Source organism: Lactococcus sp. LG1074 (assembly GCF_017309525.1).
GTDB lineage: Bacteria > Bacillota > Bacilli > Lactobacillales > Streptococcaceae > Lactococcus > Lactococcus petauri.
In genome coordinates this window covers 367,085-387,023 of sequence record NZ_CP071293.1, presented here as the reverse complement: position 1 = coordinate 387,023, position 19,939 = coordinate 367,085, and the positions used below count along the sequence as shown (strand labels likewise).

The window sequence follows — 19,939 nt, the reverse complement described above, 5'->3', positions numbered from 1 at the left end:
TCTTCAAATTAATGAAAGAATTTTTTCCTGTTTTACTACTTCTGCATATTCCTTTAACACTAAAATATCGTTATAATCAGACGAATTTGTAATCATCATCATTACCATATCCTCCAACCCAGCTTCCTTGATAGTCTTTCTGTTAAATGTTCCAAGCAAGTCTCCTTTTTTAACTTTTTGGCCTGCCTTCACATTTTGGCTAAAGCCTTTGCCCTTCAACGTGACCGTATCAATACCAATGTGAATCAAGATTTCTGCTCCACTTTCGGTTTTCATCCCATAGGCATGACCCGTTTCGTAAGCAATCACAATTTCTCCATCTGCTGGCGCAAAGACATGATCATCTGCAGGTTGGATAGCGACACCTTTGCCCATTTTTTCTGTGGAGAAGACAGGATCATTGACCTGCGAGAGTGGAAAAGCTGTGCCATTGATTGGTACGAAAATTGCTTCCTTTTCAGAGTTTTCTATATCTTGCATTTCAGAAATTGGATTCTCTACCTGAGGCTTCTCAATTTTTTTGTTTTCAACTTGTCGTCCGTAAATCAAAGTAACGATGAATGCAAGGATAAAGCTAATCAAAATAGCGAACATAAACTGCAGATTGTAGCCTGCTTTAATGGAGATAAACCCAATCAAACCGGCAGAGCCTAAGCTTACACCCAGCACATGGAAAAGCCCCATAAATAATGAACCAACAGCGGAAGCACCAAGTGCAATAAAGAATGGATATTTAAGTTTTAGGTTGATCCCAAAGAGGGCAGGCTCAGTTATCCCTAAAAGGGCGGAAAAACCAGCTGGAGCTGCGAGCGCCTTTGTTTTAATATTTTTTGTCAGGAAGAAGATCGCGAAGGTTGCACCTGCTTGTGCCATGTTGGCTGCGGCTGCAACCGGAAAAATAAAGTCCCCACCAATACCCGAATGCTGATAGTTAGTGATAAGCATGGTTTCAATTGCTGAAAAGCTTTGGTGTAAACCTGTCAAAACAATCAGTGAGTAAAAGCCGCCAAATATGAACATCCCTAAGGCACCTAAGGTGTCATAAAGGCCAACCAAGCCATCTGTTAAACCATTTGATACAAAACGAAGTGCAGGACCAATTATGGTAAAAGTGAGAAATCCTGTAATAATTACCGAAAGCAATGGTGTGAAAGTGAAGTCAACTGCGTTGTTCAAATGTTTATGGAAAAAGTTTTCCAGCTTTGCAAGGACAAAAGATACCCCAATAACAGGAAGTACTTGACCTTGATAACCTGCCTGAGCAACATTTAAACCAAATATATTCCAGTAGGTCATTTCATTGTTTGCAATAGCTGTGGCCACCGCATAACCATTGACAAGCGATGGCATCACCATTATCATCCCGATAACAGCACCAAGATAGGGATTTCCTCCGAAACGTTTGGTAGCCGAAAATCCTATAAGAACAGGCATAAAGGCAAATGGTGCTGCACTCATAGCATTGACAATATCTGCAAATCCTTTCCAAGCTGGAAACATTTCAACAACTGATTTTGCTGCAAAAAGATTCTCAGCGGTAAGAGCGTTATTGAGTGCCATCAATAAACCACCTGCAACAAGAGCGGGAATCAAAGGAACAAAGATATCTGAAAGAAGTTTGACTAATGCCATCACAGGATTTGGTTTGCTTTGGCTGTTTACAATCTCTTTTAAATCAGCTGTCGACGCCTCTTTTACTCCTGTAAGTTTGACAAATTCCTCATAGACTTTATTGACATCACCAGGTCCCACAATGATTTGATATTGTCCCGCCGTCTCAAAAGTTCCTTTGAGATCTGGGTCATTGTCTAAGGCTTCTTGATGAATCAATGAGCTGTCTTTCAGTACAAGGCGCAAGCGGGTTGCGCAATGTGCTGCTGCTTGAATATTCTCTTCTCCCACAGCAGAAATAATCCGTTCAGCAACTTGTTTGTGGTTCATAGTTTTCTCCTAAAATTTATTTTGGTGTCGCTTACATAACACATTTAATCACTTTACAAAAAATATGTCAAGCGTTTAACATAAAATAAAACATTACTTAAAATAATCAAGTCTATAAATTGACTTTTACATGAAAAACGTTTATCATAAAAATAAAATATGACGATAAGGAAATACAAGAAATGACATGGACTACCACTGAACGATACCGTGCTTATGAAAGCTATTCTGAGGATGAATTAAAGACCTTACGCGAACGTGTTGCTCAATCCCCTTGGCACTCAACTTTTCATATTGAGCCAGAAACCGGTCTTCTCAATGACCCCAATGGTTTTTCATTTTTTAATGGCAAATGGCATCTCTTTTACCAACATTTTCCATTTGGCGCTGTGCATGGTTTGAAGTCATGGGTACATTTGACTTCTACAGATTTGGTGCACTTTGAAAAATCAGGACTCATTCTCTACCCTGATACGAAATTTGAGAACGCTGGTGCTTTTTCTGGTTCTGCTTTTCCTCTTGATGATGCACTTTTTATCATGTACACAGGAAATCATCGTAAAGAGGATTGGACACGCATACCTTATCAACTTGGTGCTAAGTTGGATAAAGAAAATCAGCTAGAAAAGTTGCCAGAGCCTATAATCTATCCCAATTTCTCAGAAACAACTGATCACTTTCGAGATCCACAAATTTTTCAACACCAAAAGAAACACTATATGCTGATTGGTGCACAATCTGTCGCCGAAGAAGGAAAAATAAAGATTTATCGCTCTAAAAATGAGCAATTAACAGCTTGGGAGGACTTAGGATTTTTGAATTTTACTTCAGAAAAGATGGGCTATATGATCGAATGTCCCAATCTTATCTTTATAAATAACACACCGGTCCTCATCTTCTGCCCCCAAGGCTTGGATCAATCAATCTGCTCTTATGGCAATATTTATCCCAATACCTATCTTATTGCCGATTCTTTTTCTGTTGATAAAGAAGTCCGGTTAATGGGCGACAATAGGATAGAAAATCTTGATTATGGCTTTGACTGTTATGCCACACAGGCTTTTAATGCTCCTGACGGCTCTGCTTATGCTATTTCTTGGTTAGGTTTACCAGATACAACTTATCCGACAGATCAGTTTGGCGTGCAAGGCGCCTTGTCTATGGTCAAAAAACTAAGTGTTAAAGACGGAAAGCTTTATCAAACTCCTGTAGATGAAATGAAAACTCTACGCAAAAAGAAAAAAGAGTTTTTACTCAAAGAAGAGCTGATTTCGACTCATAATGTTTTTGAAATGGAAATTGACCTCAAGTCTGAAGAATCACACCATTTGAATATCATGGCAAACGCTTCTCATGAAAGTGCACTGGAAATCCATATTGACAAGGAAAATGATTGTTTCACGGTTAAAAGAAATTATGAAAAAAGGACAGTAAATGTTAAAATAGAAAAAGTTAATCTATTTATAGATAAATCTATTTTTGAAATTTTTATTAATGATGGAGAGAAAGTCTTATCGGGGCGTGTATTTCCTAACAAAGAACAGTATTTTATACAAAGTGAAAAACCGATAAATATTAAAATGTGGGAACTGAATTAGTGGTTAAACTTGAAGATGTTGCAAAAAAAGCGGGTGTAAGTTTGACAACCGCTTCGCGTGTGATTAATAACAAAGGGTACTTAAGCGACACAACTATTGCTAAGGTTGAGGCCGCAATGCGTGACTTACATTATGTCCCAAATGCTGCAGCCCGCTCTTTACAAGGGAAATCTTTAAAATTAATTGGACTCGTTTTTCCTAATATCCAGAATGTATTCTATGCAGAATTAATCGAAAAAATTGAACAGGCGCTCTTTCGAAGAGGTTATAAAGCCATGCTGGCAACAACTGAGCACGACGAAAGGAAAGAAAGAGATTATTTAACTTTACTTCTTTCTAACCAAGTGGATGGCATCATTTATGGAAGTCATAATTTAAGTACTAACGATTATACTGCAATCCACGCACCTATCGTATCTTTTGACCGCATCCTCACTGCACAAACTACTATCGTTAGTTCAGATAATTTGCAAGGCGGTCGTTTAGCAACAGAAACTTTGATAAAAAACGGGAACAAAAAAATTGCTATTTTTACCGGCAGTGACAATACTAATTCGCCCACGCGCCTCAGACGCGAAGGCTATCTCTCTGTGATGAAAAAGCATGACTTAGAACCTCATGTGATTAAAATCCCAACAAGTTTAACTTTTCTGAATAAAAAAGAAGAAATCAAGAGAATTTTAAAAAAATCTGACTTTGACGGGATTTTCTGCACAGATGACTTAACAGCACTTCTTGTGAAAAATCTAGCGGCGGCAATGAACAAAGATATAAGTATCATTGGCTTTGACGGCACAGAGTTTATCAGGGAATATCATCCAGACTTGACGACAGTGAAGCAACCCATTACAGATTTGGCGGAGCTTTTAGTCGACTTAGTTATTCGTAAAATCCAAGGAGAAACAGTCGAAAACTCATATAAACTTCCTATAACTTTACATCAAGGACGAAAGCCTTTCGAAGAAGAATAAAAAAAGCGAAAACCAATCGGTTTTCGCTTTTTTATTCTAACTTTCTTTATCTTACTTTCAAGATCTCAAACCACGACCACGTTCAATAAAGTAATAGCAAACGGCATAGAGAGCAATGACAAAACCAAGTAGCACAAGCAAGCTAATCCACAGGGCAACATCTTGCACACCTAAAAAGCCATAACGGAAACCTGAAATCATATATACGATCGGGTTGACTTTCGAAATGTCCTGCCAAATTGGGGGTAACATAGAGATAGCATAGAAGACACCACCGAGATAAGTCAAAGGTTGTAAGACAAATGTTGGCACGATCGAAACATCATCAAAAGAACGCGCAAAGACACCATTAAGAAGCCCAGCCAAGGAAAAGAGGAAAGCCGTCAACAACAGAGTTACAATAATTACGAGCCAAGACTTCACAACTAAAGGAACAAAAAGCAACGAAATGATAGTCACTAACGTCCCAACGAAAATACCTCGAAGACTTCCGCCGGCCACAAAGCCTAAAATAATCACATGTGTAGGCACTGGAGCGACGAGTAATTCTTCAATATTTTTTTGAAATTTTTGCGAAAAGAAACTCGAAGAAACGTTCGCATAAGAGCTAGTAATAACAGACATCATGATAAGTCCGGGCACGATAAATTGCATATAAGAAAAACCATGCATATCACCGATTCGTGAACCAATCATTTTACCAAAGATAATAAAATAAAGTGTGGTCGTAATCACTGGTGGCACAAGAGTTTGCACCCAAATACGCATAAAACGTGTGACTTCCTTGATAGCAAGAGATTTTCCTGCAGTCCAGTAGAGTTTAAACATTTTTTCCCTCCTCATGAGTAAGCTTAACAAAAAGCTCTTCTAGACGGTTTGATTTATTGCGCATGGAGAGGACCTGAACACCTTGTGCAGTTAGTTGCTCAAAAGCAACATTGATGCCCTGGTTGCGTTCAATCTTAAGCTCCAAGGTCTGGGAATCCACCAATTTCATCTCATATCCAATAAGCTCTGGTGCTTGCCCTTCCGCTTTAATATCGAGAATAAATGTTTCCGACTGTAATTTCGATAGTAAGTTTTTCATACTTGTATCTTCAATTACTTGTCCAGATTGGATAATTCCAATATTTCGGCAAAGCATTTCTGCTTCTTCCAAATAGTGTGTCGTCAGAATAATTGTTGTACCTGAAGCATTGAGTTGTGCGAGAAATTCCCACATTGAGCGGCGCACATCAATATCAACACCCGCTGTTGGCTCATCCAAAATCAAGAGCTTAGGCTCATGCATCAAGGCACGCGCAATCATCAAACGACGTTTCATCCCACCAGAAAGACGTCCTGCACGGTCATTACGCTTTTCCCAAAGTTCCAACTGTGTGAGATACTTTTCTGAGCGTTTGAGCGCTTCCTTACGAGGAACACCATAGTATCCGGCTTGATTGACTAAGATTTGTTGAACCGTTTCAAACTGATTAAAGTTAAACTCTTGGGGCACAAGTCCGAGTTGTTGCTTAGCCTGCACTAGATTTTTATCAATATCATAGTCAAAGACTTTAACTGTTCCAGACGTTTTATTCACGAGTGAAGTAATAATACCGATAGTAGTTGATTTCCCTGCCCCATTAGGACCAAGCAAGGCATAAAAATCTCCTTCTTCAACTGCTAAATCAATACCTTTTAAGGCTTCCGTACCGGAATCATATACTTTTCTTAAGTTTTTTATTTCAAGTGCTTTTTTCATTTATAGCCCTTCATTATTTCTTCTATTTGTTGAAGCTCAATCCCAAACATGTTAAGTCTTTTGAGGATTTGCTTGCCATTAGCATAACCTATGCGGAGTTCTTCACAGAGATATTCCCGACGTTGGCGACTATCAGAGCGGAGGACAAGACCAAAGTTAATAAGATCTGCTTGAACCACAGTCGGCTCGATATTCGCGCCTCCTGTCAAGTGTCCCAAAGCTTTTTGCAAATCTTCATACTTGGCATGTTCTACTCCGAGAGAACCTTTACCTTTAGGTCGTGCTTCTTCACGTTTCAAAAAGGCATGCTGCGCCTCAGGAATAGCTTGCATAATAATCTTACGGATGCGTTCCCCTTGAAAATCTGGATCAGTAAAAACAACAAGCCCTCGTTTCTCTTGGAGGACCTTTAACCGCTCGATATCAGTCGCGTCTATACTACTTCCACCAGTTTCATAGGTATCCAGATCATAAAAGCGCTTCAGGTTTCTTGTGTCATCTCGCCCTTCAACGACGATAACTTTTTCGATTTTTTCTTTCATGAGGTCAAACCAAAAACTTTCAGTGCATTTGCATAGGTTTGCTCAGCCACTTCTTCCAAGCTAAGTCCACGAAGTTCCGCAATTTTCTCTGCTGTATAACGTGTGTAGCCTGGCTGATTTTCCTTACCGCGATAAGGCATTGGTGAAAGATAAGGGGCATCAGTTTCCACAAGTATGCGATCTAAAGGAAGCTTTGTAGCTGCTTCTTGGACATCAAGAGCCTTTTTAAATGTCACAACACCTGAGAAAGAAAGCATTAGACCAAGCTCCAGAAACTGTCGGGCCTCTTCATAGGTACCAGAAAAGCTGTGCATGATTCCTCCACGAGAGCCAACGCCCTCAGACTTTATAATTTCATAAGTATCAGCTAAAGCATCACGTGTGTGTACCACAAAAGGAACATCTGCTTCTTTTGAAATTTGAATTTGGCGCCGAAAACTTTGTTCTTGCAGTTCTTTTGATTCGACCATCCAATGATAATCTAAGCCAATTTCGCCCACTGCAAGCACCTTATTTTTTTGCAAATTTTCCAGCAGATACTGCTCTGCAGCTTGATCAAAGCTTCCACATTCATCTGGATGCCAACCAATCGTAGCATAGCATTCTTCATGTTCTGTAGCAAGCTTTATCGCCCAATCATTTGTTTTACGATCCACTCCGACAATATTCATGCGATGAACCCCTAGCTCATGTGCCTGAGTAATAATTTCCTTTTCTCTACCAATAAATTCATCTGAATTGAGGTGTGTGTGCGTGTCAAAAATATCCATTCTTCTATTATAACCCAAAATAAAGCAAATCTTATCTTAGAAAAACCGCTCTATTTTAAAAAGAAAATTTTCCTTTACTAAAAGCATGCAGCAAAAAACACCCGCTCGGGGTGTTTATAATAATTGCATTTGCTTTTAGATGGCATTGCGCAAACGAGCGCCGCCATTTTCTAAAATACGTACTGTACGCGGTAAAAAAGCACGGATTTCTTCTTCGTTGTATCCCACATGTAGACGTTTTTCATCCATAATGATTGGACGGCGCATGATTTGCGGATTTTCTGAAATGATTTTGATGGCTGCTGAAAGCGACAAGTCTTCAAAATCAACGCCTAAGGTCTTCACAAAGCGATTACGGCTAGAAATAAGCCCTTCCACACCATCATCACACTTTTCAAGAATACGACTAATTTCTTCTGCTGAAAGTGGGTCGCCAATGAGGTTACGTTCTTGAAATGGAATATTGTGATAAGTAAGCCAAGTTTTAGCTTTTTTACAACTCGTACAAGATGGGGCCGTATAAATAGTAAGCATCCCTCTCTCCTTTATATTAATATGGAACAATCCATGATCTTATTTATAATACCTAGCGGTATTAGCATTTGCTATTATAGCACAATTGACAGACAAAAAAAAGACCCTTTCCCTTTTTATTCTAAAAAAATCTGTCCTATTGGACAGATTAAAAAAAGTATTTAAATGTTATAATACTGGCGTTTTAACATAGATGGATAAATGTTCTTTGCTTCTTCCAGTTCTTTTTTCTTATTCTCAATATCTTCCGTAATTTCGACCGAAAAATTTTCAAAAATAGGACGTGCTTCTTTGAAAATATAGCCGCCATTTTTCAAATCTTGTTCATCTTCGAAAACAGCCAAATGGTGGGATAGATTTTTAAAGAAAGTACTTAAGAAATAAGCGGGGATGTACAAATTATACATTGAAGTATAATTTTTCAAAAAATTATAGTCGTAAAACGGCACTTTTACATCACTACGGGGATTAACGATTTCTTCATCATCTCCAATAATCGGACGGTTCAAGATTTCGATAATTTTTTGATTCAAGGTGTTTCTGACTTCAATTTCGCGTAAGAGTTTCTCAATGGCTAAGCGCTTCTTATAGCGATTTTCGTCAAAACGTTTGTAGATATACATGCCCGCAATAAAAAGCCAAGCACCCGCAATCATAGCAATAATCATAGAAATAATAAGTTCTGAATTCATACTATTATTATAACAAAATGACTAATGTTTTAAAACTCATTTCTCCAGAATTTATATAGCCAAGCTGTTATTTCGATCTTATTTCCCTCAGGATCGAGAATAACGGCTTCATAATAGCCATCGCCAGTTCTCCGTGGTCCAGATAAAACTTCAAAACCTTGTTCTAAAAATTCTTGAGCCCGCTTGTCTACCTCGGCTTCATCTCCCACCTGTAAAGCAAGATGAGCAAAACCCAGACCTTCAGGCATTATCTTTTCAATATCTGCACGATGCATGAGCTCTACACGTGCCCCTTCTTCAAAACTCATAAAATATGAAGTAAAGCCTGTTTTAGAGTTGTGATATTGCTGACCCGCCCTTGCAGAAAAAAAGGTTTAATAAAAATGCCTCATCTTCCCTAAGTCTCTTACCCAAATTCCGATATGTTCAACTTTCATCTTTTTATCTCCTTGACTCTATTATAATATACTCCGACAGATAAAAGTGTTCCTTTCTTTGAAACATTTTACTTTTGAAAAGATATCTTCATTTCCTCCTTTTTAATCGTACTTATTTTTTGACCTTTTTTGACCTTTGATTTATAATAGAATAAAACATTGAAAAAGGAGACTTATCTATGGGATATTTAGTACCTACTGTCATCGAGCAATCAAGCCGTGGTGAACGCGCATATGACATTTATAGCCGTCTACTGAAAGACCGTATCATCATGTTGACAGGCCAAGTTGAGGATGGTATGGCCAACTCAATCATCGCACAACTCCTCTTCTTGGATGCCCAAGACAGCACAAAGGATATTTACCTCTACATTAACACACCTGGTGGTTCTGTTTCTGCTGGACTTGCAATTGTTGATACTATGAACTTCATCAAATCTGACGTTCAAACAATTGTTATGGGTATTGCTGCATCTATGGGTACAATCATTGCTTCTAGTGGTACAAAAGGCAAACGTTTCATGTTGCCGCATGCTGAATACATGATCCACCAACCTATGGGCGGTACTGGTGGTGGTACACAACAAACCGATATGGCTATCGCAGCAGAACACTTGCTCAAAACACGTCGTACTTTAGAAAAGATTTTGGCCGAAAACTCTGGTCAGTCTATGGAAAAAGTACATGCTGATGCAGAACGTGACAACTGGATGACAGCCCAAGAAACATTGGATTATGGTTTCATTGACGAAATCATGGAAGCCAACAGCTTAAAGTAAAGTAAAACAAAAAAACGTTCAACCTAAGAGTTGAACGTTTTTCTTTTATTGCTCACGTAGTTCGATAAGAAGATCTTTCGTCTGAATCGCTTCTCCTGCTACGGCATGAATTTCTTCAATCGTAGCATCAAACGGTGCTTCGATGGTCGTCTCCATCTTCATTGCTTCTGTAACCATCAGTGCTTGTCCTTTTTTGACCTGATCTCCTTTTTTCACTAGGATATCCAAAACAGATCCCGGCATGGTTGCACCAATTTGTTGTGGATCGGTGCTGTCAGCCTTACGCTTCGCAACAATTTGTGTTTTGATCGATTGATCATTTACACTAATTTCACGTCTTTGACCATTAAGGTTAAAGAAGAGCACACGATTTCCTAAAACATCTGGCTCACCAATCTCATCAAGACGAATAATCAGAGTTTTACCTTTCTCAATCTGCACCTCGATTTGCTCACCCATACGCATACCATGGAGGAAGGTTTCCGTATCAAGCAAGGTTACTGAGCCAAAAGCATCTTGCATTTTTTGATAATCCAAGAAGACTTGTGGGTACATAATGTAGCTTAAAACTTCATGTTCTTCAGCTGGGTAACCTAATATGTCTGAGAGTTCCTTTTCCACTTGTGCAAAGTCAACGGCTGGCGCGTGAAGACCGGGACGATCTGTTAACGCTTGTTTACCTTTGAGAACCAGCGATTGAAGTTTCTCTGGGAAACCACCTACAGGTTGACCTAAATCTCCTTGGAAGAAGGAAACAACTGACTCTGGGAAGTTTAATTCTGCGCCTTTTGCATAAACATCTTCTTCTGTGAGATCATTTTGCACCATAAAGAGTGCCATGTCACCCACAACTTTCGAACTTGGAGTCACTTTAATAATGTCACCAAACATCATGTTCACTTTGCTATACATAGCTTTGACTTCATCAAAACGAGCATCTAAGCCAACTGCAGCAGATTGTGCTTTAAGATTGGTATATTGTCCCCCTGGCATCTCATGTCTGTAAACTTCTGTTTGCGGGCTCGTAATTCCAGCTTCAAAAGGTGCATAATAACGACGCGTATCTTCCCAATAATGGTCAATTTGTTCCGCGTTAGCAATATTCAAAGCCGCATGACGTCCACCATGCTCCAAGGCATAATAGAGTGACTGCATAGAAGGCTGCGATGTGCCACCAGCAAGTGATGCGGTCGCCACATCGACGATATCTACACCTGCCTTAATCGCACCTGAATAGGTAATAATACCATTACCTGCCGTATCATGTGTATGCAAATGAATCGGCAAATCAACTGTTTCTTTCAGTGCTGTTATCAGTACATAGGCAGCTTGTGGCTTCAGAAGACCAGCCATATCCTTAATTGCAAGAATATGAGCACCGCTAGCTTCCAATTCTTTAGCTAGGTCTTTATAATACTTCAAGTCATATTTTTGACGTGTTTTATCTAAGATATCGCCAGTATAACAAATCGTTGCTTCAGCAATTTTACCCGTGTCACGTACAGTTTGGATAGATTTTTCCATTTGCGGCAGCCAGTTAAGACTGTCAAAAATACGGAAAACATCGATTCCCTCAGCTGCTGCTTTTTGAATAAACTCCTGAATAACATTATCAGGATAATTTTGATAACCTACTGCATTTGAGCCGCGGAACAGCATTTGGAAAAGTGTATTGGGCATCTGTTCACGCAATTTTCTTAAGCGATACCAAGGTGATTCATTTAAGAAACGGTAGGCGACATCGAAAGTTGCCCCGCCCCACATCTCTACAGAGAATAGGTCAGAAAGACCTTGATCTACAGAGGTTGCAATCCCCTTCATATCTTGTAGACGCAAGCGTGTGGCTAAAAGACTTTGGTGTGCATCCCGAAAAGTTGTATCTGTGAGCAAAACTTCATGTGAACCTTTAACAAAGTCTACTACGGCTGCAGCACCTTCTTGATCAAGGATATTCTTTGTTGTTGTTTTCTGGAGAAGCTCAATTTCAGGTTGACGAGCAGGTTCAAAATAACGCTTCTCTGTTTTGTCAATCCCTGGGAATCCATTCACGGTAATATTCGAAATATATTTCAAGATTTTTGTACCGCGATTACGTTTGCGAGAAAACTTGAAGAGTTGCGGTGTATTGTCAATAAAGGTTGTCGTTGCTTGACCACTGGTAAACTGCTCGTCCTCAATAACGTTTTCCAAAAACGGAATATTCGTTTTTACCCCACGAATGCGGAATTCACGCAAGACACGCTGCATCTTATGCACCGCCTCTTCAAAATCTGTCGCATGAGTACAAACCTTGACTAAAAGACTATCGAAATAAGGCGTCACTTCATATCCTGCATAAGCATTACCTACATCAAGACGTACACCAAATCCGCCTGGTGAGCGGTATGTGTTAATTTTTCCTGTATCTGGAAGGAAATTATTTTCGGGATCTTCAGTCGTGATACGGCACTGGATGGCTGCACCTAGACATGGAATTTCATCCTGTGCAGGAATTTTGATATCTTGATGCAAATCCTGGCCTTGAGCAATAAGAATTTGTGCTGTAACAATATCTACACCAGTAATCATCTCCGTAATCGTATGTTCTACTTGGACCCGTGGGTTAACTTCAATAAAGTAAAATTGGTTATCTTTAACTAAAAACTCAACTGTCCCTGCATTAACATAACCCACAGCTTGGCAAAGTTGGACAGCTGCTTGACAGATTTCATTTCTAAATTCTGGTTCTAAGCCTACAGCTGGTGCAATTTCGATGACTTTTTGATTACGGCGTTGCACAGAACAATCTCGCTCATGAAGATGAACAATATTGCCATGTGTATCTCCCAAAATCTGTACTTCGATATGTTTTGGATTTTCAATATATTTTTCAACGTAAATTTCTGCTGAACCAAAAGCTGTTTGTGCTTCAGACTTGGCACGCGCATAACCGTCACGCATCTCTTCGTCATTGCGAGCAACACGCATTCCACGTCCACCACCACCGAGTGCTGCTTTTATCATGACAGGATAACCGTATGTTTCAGCAAAGGCAAGAGCCCCATCTAAGTCAACAGCGCCATCAGTTCCTGGTATACCCTGAATTTGCGCTAAATCCGCTGCTTTCTTGGCTTTAATCTTGTCGCCAAAAATATCCAAATGTTCTAAATCTGGCCCTACAAAAACTAAGCCAGCTTCACGGACCTTAGTCGCAAATTCTAAGTTTTCAGAAAGTAAACCATATCCTGGGTGAATTGCATCTGCTCCTGCATCTAGAGCAATACGAATAATATCATCCGCATCAAGGTAAGCATCTATCGGTTTTTTACCTTGTCCGACTAAGTATGCTTCGTCTGCTTTGAAACGGTGTACCGAGTACTCATCTTCTTTTGCATAGATGGCTACAGTGGACAAACCCAGTTCATTACAGGCACGAAAAACACGAATGGCAATTTCACCACGGTTGGCAACGAGCAGTTTTTTCATACAATCTCCTATCTTTATTTCCTAAATATGTTGTGTAATATGGTTGACGATACCTTATAATTCAATTTCCTTCTTGCTTTAGCAAGATAGAGGCATGAGTATTACGACCTGACGCAGTAAAAACATTTTTTGCGAAGGAAGTAGTAAGACTCTAGCAAATCTCCATAAGAGTTTGCGTTTGGCTCTTCTTGCTTTAGCAAGATAGAGGCATTGAGTATTAGAAAGCATCAGCAACCAAATTATGAATTTTCACAACATACAAACTTTATAAAAAAAGCTAATTTGATTAGCTTTTTCTTAACTTTAGCATTTAATATTAAACATTTCTAGCATATGTACTTGAAAGCTCTCTGACTTCTCTACGTTTTTCATCTGCCGAAATGTTGAGTACGAAAGCAATCCCCAAAGACAACACAAGGAATGATGATCCTCCTTGCGATAGGAATGGGAATGTTACCCCTGTTTCCGGAATAATTCCAAAGGCTCCCCCAATATTGATAAATACTGAAATCAAAAGGGTAGAACCAATACCGATACAGATCATCGAATTAAACGCACTTTTTGCACGGATACCGACCATTAAGATACGAACAATCATAAAGAACAATACGCCGAGAACAAGAATCCCTCCGATTAGACCCAGCTCCTCAATGACAATCGAGAAGATAAAGTCCGTGTGCGCTTCAGGTAGAAAACCGTTTTTCTCAATAGAGTTTCCGAGTCCACGACCAAACCATCCGCCATTACTTACGGCGTAATAGGAGTTGGCCATTTGGTGACCATATGTTGACAAGCCTCCGAAAGGATTAACCATTGCCTTAAAACGTGCATTGACATAGTGTCCCGGGATAACATCGCCACCTACGGCATAAAGGTAGGCAATAAAGGCAACCATAGCTCCCAAAATTATCTTGCCATAGCCACTAAACCAACGCCAAGAGATTCCACTCGAAGCAATCATTACTCCTGTAATCATCGCCATAATAGAAGCATTACCCAAGTCTGGCATGATAACCAAAATCCCTAACATTACGAGAATCGCAGAGCGCCATCCACCAAATAGTTTTTGCCAAATGGTTTTCCCTTTGAAAATTGCTGCGATATCTTTTTCATATATTTCATCCTGCTTTTCGGAAAAGACAGAAGCCAGATACCACACAACGAAAAATTTTGCATATTCAGCAGGTTGAATCGTTCCCACACCTGGGATGGGAATCCAGCCGTGTGCGCCATTTGCAGAAGTATTTGGACCGACACGCGAATAAATCATGGCTGAGATCAAAAGAAATAAAACCCAGCCAATCATTTTTTTACTCTTAAGAGCTCGGAGTTTCATCCGATAAATCACTGCAATAGCAACAAAACTCAGCAACATGAACGCGCCTTGGTTGATTGCCATTTTATAAGGTGAAAGTCCCTTCGCCAGCTGATATGGGACTGTTGCTGAAAAAACCATCACGATACCTACAGCTGACATTATCAGGTAGGGAATCAAAATAGAATAGTTCAGGAAGTTTGCTTTCTTCAATCCATCATTCATTTTATGTTATCATTTCATTTCTATTATTTTTTAACATTTTTTATTATACCATTTTTTCAGTTTCATTTTTACAGATGTGCAATTATTTTAAAAATAAATGGTTTTTCTAGAATGAAAAATACTTCATAGCACTTAAACTTCTCGGTGTAATGTAACCATGCGCTCTTTTGGACAAAACTTCATCGTTTCGACTTTATCAGGGTTGCTGCTTTTATTCTTACTGCTAATATAATTTTTACTCTTACAACTTGTGCAAGCTAAAGTTATTTTCACTCTCATTCTACGATGCTCCGTTTTCTTAAATATTTCCGGAAATTAGCCAAGGACCAAAAGAAATTAACAACTACGAAAAGACTTGTCACAATAAACGCCATCCGATAGGAAACCCAACCTGCAATTGCTGATCCAACGATCGGACCTACAACAACACCAAAGTTAGAAAACATTTGGTTATAGGCGAAGATCCGTGACACACCTTCCTTAGGGGTGATTTTAGCCAAAAGGGAATTGACGGAAGGCATCAGAGCACCCGTGCCGAACCCCAGCATAAATCTTAAGATTCCTAATTGAAGAGGGGTTTCTACAAAAGCCATCGGTAAATACATAGCGAAACTAAAAGCTAAACCGATTAAAATCAGTCGATGTGCGCCATATTTGTCTCCTAATTTACCCAATGTACTAGAAGACATCATTGCAGATAAGCCAACTGCAGATACAATAAGACCTGAGATAAACATTAAGTTATTTGTATTTGTAGTCAATGTTTTGATGTAAAGGGTCACAAATGGTTCTATTGATTGTGTGGTGACTTGGATAATGAAGCTGGTAATAAGTAAGCCAAAAAGGATATGCTTGTTACTTACACGATTGACAATTTCCTTTGTAGATAACATATTATCTTTCGTTACAGGTTCAAAGTTTTCATGAACAAAAAAGACAGTCAGAATTGTTGCAAGAGCTAGCAGACTCCCAACGATAAGGAAGACATTCGCCATCCCAAACCATTGTGCCAATAAACCACCGATAGAAGGGCCAATCAAAGTTCCCGTAATCATTGCAGTGGATAAGACGCCCAGGGCATAACCTGAACGTTCTTTCGGTGCTTGAGAAGCGATCATTGCTGTCGAGTTGGGAATAAATCCTGAAAAGAAGCCCATAAGACTGCGCATGAGCAAGAGCCACCAATAGCCACCCATATGATGAGAAAAAGCAATCGCAGACATGGTAAAGGTCATGGCAAAAGAAGCTCTGACCATCATGGGTTTCCGGCCGTATTTGTCCGCTAATTTTCCCCACATAGGAGCAACTAAGCCTGAGACCAAAGCTGTCGAAGCAAAAGCAATACCAGAAAACAGCTCTACATTAGAACCTGTCACTCCTAGGCTTTGAATATAAAGGGGCAAAAATGGCATCACCAGTGAAAAAGATGAGCCCACAATAAAACAGCCAATCCATGTGATCCACAAATTTTGTTTCCAATTAACTTTTCTGTTTTTTGTTGATTTACTCGTTTTAATCCCTCTTTTCTACTGCTTTTAACAGTTCTGTGATTTTTTCATAAGTTTCAGGAATTGTTCCTGAACTGTCAATAATACGTGTGGCATACTTCTTCTTTTCTGACAAAGGCATTTGAGCTTTGATACGCGCTTCTGCCTCTTCTTTTGTCATATTATCCCGACTCATGATACGCTCAATTTGGATGCTTTCTGGAACAGCGACTAACCATATTTCATCAAAACCATCATAAGCCTGTTCGATGAGTAAGGGAATATCCATAATTATGGCCTTTTGAACCTTATCATCCTTCAAAAGTGCTTCACGTCTCTTATAGAGTTCTTGGCGAATAATATGATTTTGGAGCAAAGCTAGTTTTTCTCGCGCTTCATCATTTGAGAAAATTAAGTCGCCCAACTTTCGCCGAACCAAAAGTCCTTTCTCATCAAAGTAGGCAGGGCCAAATTCTTGTAGAATCGACTGATATAAGGAGCCACCTGGGGCTTGTAATTCACGAACCACTTGATCCGCATCAATGATCGGATAGCCCTGAGAACGCAAAAAATCAACCGCCGTTGATTTCCCAGAAGCTATTCCACCTGTCAAACCGATTACTTTCTTCATAGCTTTATTATAGCACAACTCATGATACGATATTCAGTAATTACGCCCCCATGAAGCAAAAACGATATTTTTCCAGTCCAGAAAGGGCTTCGGACTGTTGTAATTGTCCATTCACTACCTCTTCCACTGCAGAAAGTAAGTATTATCGTTAAAAAAAAAACAGAATTTGCTTAATTTATATAAATAAGCAAAAAACAACCTTCCCAAAGGAGAGATTGTTTCTACATTTCAATAGATATTAAATGTTTGATGTGTGCATTACTTCATCATCATCTTGTGAAAGAACTTCGTGGAACACACGTTCAGTCAATTCTTGTTTTTGTTCTGGTGTGAGGTATTTAGTGTTTACACAGTAACCAGAGATACGTACGATAACGTCTTCGCCAGCCATAATTTTGCTGTAAACATCTTTAAGGTCCATAACGTTAAGGTTAACGTGTTGTCCACCTTGTCCGAAGTAACCGTCAAGGATTTGAACCAAGTTATCTACTTGTTCGTCACGTGTTTTACCAAGTGCACGTGGAGAAACTTGAGTTGTCAATGAGATACCGTCATTTGCATGAGCAAATTCAAGTTTCGCCAAAGAGTTCAAGTTTTGGAGCCATCCACCGCGCGCTTTGTTTGATGGGTTAGCACCCGGTGAGAAGAATTCTACTTTAGATTTGTTCACTGAACCATCTTCATTGAGGAATACACCTTTATGAACTGGTGAGTTACCTGTTTGTTTAGAGTAAGCCACGTTTGAAGTGATTGTCAAGAGTGAAACTGTAGCTTCAGCATTTTTGTAAAGTTTGTGTGAAGCGAGTTTTTCGTAGTACATCTTCATCAAAAGTTTAGCGATATCGTCTACACGGTCATCATCTTCACCGTAACGTGGGAAGTCGCCTTCAACTTCGTAGTCATAGATGTAGCCGTTTTCATCACGAATAGTTTTAACTTTCGCATATTTGATTGCTGAAAGTGAGTCAACTGTATTGGCGAAACCACAGATACCGAAGCCCATGTTCGCACGAACACGTGTTGGCAAGAAGGCCATTTGTACAGCTTCATAGTTGTATTTATCAGTCATATAGTGGATGATGTTCATTGCATCCACATAAGTATCAGTCAACCAAGTCAATGATTTGTCAAAGTTTTCCATAACTGTATCATAGTCAAGAATTTCGTCAGTTACAGGTTCGATGTCGAACACTTTGTAGTCTTTATGAACATCGTCATATCCACCGTTCAAACCAGTAAGCATCGCTTTCAGAACGTTAACACGCGCTCCGAAGTATTGGAGGTTGTGACGTTCGTTTTCATTTTCTGGGTCAAGTGGTGATACACAACATGAGATACAAGACATTTCGCCGTAGCCTTCTTTAGCCATTGTTTCTACACCTTCATATTGAATAGAAGAGTGTTTATGAGACATTGACATTGCATAACGTTTGAAGGCATGCGGTAATTTATCAGACCAAAGTACTGTCAAGTTTGGTTCTGGAGCGTTACCGATTGTATCCAATGTGTTAAGGAAACGGTAGTCCATTTTTGTAACACGGTGACGACCGTCATTACCCATACCTGCCATTGATGTTGTGATGAATGTTGGGTCACCAGAGTAAAGTTCATCATAAGCAGCAGCACGCGCGAATTTCATTGTACGAAGTTTCAATACGAAATCATCAACGAATTCTTGAATTTCTTGTTCAGTGAAAGTACCACGTTCAAGGTCACGTTCAGCAAAGATATCAAGAACGATTGGCACACGTCCAAGTGATGTAGCCGCACCATTGATAACACGACATACAGCCATGTAAGCAATGTTGATCCATTGGATAGCTTCTTTAGTGTTCAGGGCTGGGCGACGAACGTCAAGTCCATAAAGATCACCAAATTTAGCAACTTGATCAAGTGCTTGGTATTGCATATTGATTTCTTCTTTAAGACGGATAGTTTCTTCTGTGATTTCAGTGATTGCATCCCATTCGCGTGCTTTTTCTTTCATCAAGTAGTCTGCACCGTAAAGTGCAAGACGTGCGTAAACACCGATGATACGTCCACGTGAATAAGCATCTGGCAAACCAGTTACTGTGTGTGCGTGACGTGCTTTACGGATAGCTGATGTATAAGCACGGAAGATACCATCATTTACAGAAGTCATTGTTGTATCCAACACTTCGTGCAATTCAGGATCAACGCTGAGTCCGTGTTCTGTCAAGATTTTTTCTGCTACACGAAGACCACCTTTTGGCATGAAGTTCAAACGGAAAAGTTCGCTGTTTTGCATACCGTAGATTAATTCGAGATCTTTGTTTTCAGGATCGATGTAACCAGCAGGAATTTTGTGAATAGAAGTCACACGATCAGTATCGAATGGGAATCCTACTTCTTCATAGTGCGCTTTTGTTGTTTCGATAATATCTTTTACTTTAAGCGTACGTTCTGTTGGTCCTTCGAGGAAACTTTCGTCTCCATCATAAGGTTTGTAGTTGGCTTGAACAAAGCGCGTAACGCTTGCTTTATCTTGCCAGTCTGATCCTTTGAAACCTTCCCAGGCTTGCTCAAAGATTTCTTTAGTTTCTGTTTTCATGTAGAAAATCTCCTTTGGTCTTTCTGTTTCAGATTACGCTTTTATTATATCATACAGTTTACTAATTTCAAGGGATATATGGGAATGTTTGCACTTTCTTTACTAGTACAGTTTGAATTTTAAGTTAAACTGTTATATTTATGGTAAACGATTACAGATGCAAAATGTCACAGAAGTACAGAGATAACAAAAAAAGCCAAGCTTTTTTGCTTGACTTTTTTCTTGATACAGTTTCT

16 protein-coding genes and 1 pseudogene are annotated in these 19,939 nt (G+C 39.4%); 3 read left to right on the top strand and 14 right to left on the bottom strand.

Annotation, left to right across the window (positions count from 1 at the left end; genetic code table 11):
* Positions 1–3: 3 nt before the first annotated feature.
* Positions 4–1,941 (bottom strand): sucrose-specific PTS transporter subunit IIBC, encoded by a 1,938-nt coding sequence (locus J0J36_RS01885; protein WP_019292429.1) that lies wholly within the window; start codon positions 1,939–1,941, stop codon positions 4–6.
* A gap of 182 nt (positions 1,942–2,123) precedes the next feature.
* On the opposite strand from J0J36_RS01885, the gene J0J36_RS01880 reads away from it, so the two are divergent.
* Together J0J36_RS01880 and J0J36_RS01875 are read left to right on the top strand one after the other, a co-directional pair.
* Positions 2,124–3,539: a sucrose-6-phosphate hydrolase gene (locus J0J36_RS01880; protein ID WP_019292430.1), complete on the top strand. Its 1,416-nt coding sequence runs from the start codon at positions 2,124–2,126 to the stop codon at positions 3,537–3,539.
* On the top strand, positions 3,539–4,510 hold the full coding sequence (locus J0J36_RS01875; RefSeq protein ID WP_019292431.1) for a LacI family DNA-binding transcriptional regulator: 972 nt from the start codon (positions 3,539–3,541) through the stop codon (positions 4,508–4,510). The genes J0J36_RS01880 and J0J36_RS01875 overlap by 1 nt, the downstream gene beginning before the upstream one ends.
* Positions 4,511–4,567: 57 nt before the next feature.
* On the opposite strand, the gene J0J36_RS01870 is transcribed toward J0J36_RS01875, so the two are convergent.
* The 7 genes and pseudogenes from J0J36_RS01870 to J0J36_RS01840 all read right to left on the bottom strand — a co-directional run bounded on the left by J0J36_RS01870 (position 4,568) and on the right by J0J36_RS01840 (position 9,229).
* Entirely contained in the window at positions 4,568–5,338 is a 771-nt protein-coding gene (locus J0J36_RS01870) for an ABC transporter permease (protein ID WP_019292654.1), read from the bottom strand.
* Entirely contained in the window at positions 5,331–6,254 is a 924-nt protein-coding gene (locus J0J36_RS01865) for an ABC transporter ATP-binding protein (RefSeq protein WP_019292655.1), read from the bottom strand. The genes J0J36_RS01870 and J0J36_RS01865 overlap by 8 nt, the downstream gene beginning before the upstream one ends.
* Positions 6,251–6,796 (bottom strand): ribonuclease M5, encoded by a 546-nt coding sequence (rnmV, locus tag J0J36_RS01860; RefSeq protein WP_019292656.1) that lies wholly within the window; start codon positions 6,794–6,796, stop codon positions 6,251–6,253. Before rnmV ends, J0J36_RS01865 begins: the two co-directional genes overlap by 4 nt.
* A complete protein-coding gene (locus J0J36_RS01855) occupies positions 6,793–7,566 on the bottom strand; it encodes a TatD family hydrolase (RefSeq protein ID WP_019294145.1) in 774 nt (257 codons plus the stop codon). The genes rnmV and J0J36_RS01855 overlap by 4 nt, the downstream gene beginning before the upstream one ends.
* Positions 7,567–7,701: 135 nt before the next feature.
* A complete protein-coding gene (spx, locus tag J0J36_RS01850) occupies positions 7,702–8,100 on the bottom strand; it encodes a transcriptional regulator Spx (RefSeq protein WP_003134024.1) in 399 nt (132 codons plus the stop codon).
* 161 nt (positions 8,101–8,261) lie between these two features.
* Positions 8,262–8,792, bottom strand: coding sequence for a hypothetical protein (locus tag J0J36_RS01845; protein ID WP_019292658.1), 531 nt, complete (start codon positions 8,790–8,792; stop codon positions 8,262–8,264).
* 29 nt (positions 8,793–8,821) lie between these two features.
* Positions 8,822–9,229, bottom strand: a pseudogene (locus J0J36_RS01840) (VOC family protein).
* A gap of 179 nt (positions 9,230–9,408) precedes the next feature.
* On the opposite strand from J0J36_RS01840, the gene J0J36_RS01835 reads away from it, so the two are divergent.
* Positions 9,409–10,008 (top strand): ATP-dependent Clp protease proteolytic subunit, encoded by a 600-nt coding sequence (locus J0J36_RS01835; RefSeq protein ID WP_003134020.1) that lies wholly within the window; start codon positions 9,409–9,411, stop codon positions 10,006–10,008.
* A 45-nt stretch (positions 10,009–10,053) separates the two neighbouring features.
* Here the strand turns inward: J0J36_RS01835 and J0J36_RS01830 are convergent, their stop codons facing one another.
* The 6 genes from J0J36_RS01830 to pflB form a co-directional block, all read right to left on the bottom strand.
* Entirely contained in the window at positions 10,054–13,473 is a 3,420-nt protein-coding gene (locus J0J36_RS01830; RefSeq protein ID WP_019292660.1) for a pyruvate carboxylase, read from the bottom strand.
* A gap of 316 nt (positions 13,474–13,789) precedes the next feature.
* Positions 13,790–15,013 carry an FtsW/RodA/SpoVE family cell cycle protein gene (locus tag J0J36_RS01825; protein WP_019294148.1) on the bottom strand — a complete coding sequence of 408 codons (1,224 nt, stop codon included), beginning with the start codon at positions 15,011–15,013 and terminating at the stop codon, positions 13,790–13,792.
* Between the two features lie 132 nt (positions 15,014–15,145).
* A complete protein-coding gene (rpmG, locus tag J0J36_RS01820; protein ID WP_014024306.1) occupies positions 15,146–15,292 on the bottom strand; it encodes a 50S ribosomal protein L33 in 147 nt (48 codons plus the stop codon).
* Positions 15,289–16,479 (bottom strand): multidrug efflux MFS transporter, encoded by a 1,191-nt coding sequence (locus tag J0J36_RS01815; protein ID WP_061413650.1) that lies wholly within the window; start codon positions 16,477–16,479, stop codon positions 15,289–15,291. The genes rpmG and J0J36_RS01815 overlap by 4 nt, the downstream gene beginning before the upstream one ends.
* 46 nt (positions 16,480–16,525) lie before the next feature.
* Entirely contained in the window at positions 16,526–17,131 is a 606-nt protein-coding gene (coaE, locus tag J0J36_RS01810) for a dephospho-CoA kinase (RefSeq protein WP_019292663.1), read from the bottom strand.
* A 238-nt stretch (positions 17,132–17,369) separates the two neighbouring features.
* Positions 17,370–19,703: a formate C-acetyltransferase gene (gene pflB, locus J0J36_RS01805; RefSeq protein ID WP_019292664.1), complete on the bottom strand. Its 2,334-nt coding sequence runs from the start codon at positions 19,701–19,703 to the stop codon at positions 17,370–17,372.
* Between the last annotated feature and the right edge of the window lie 236 nt (positions 19,704–19,939).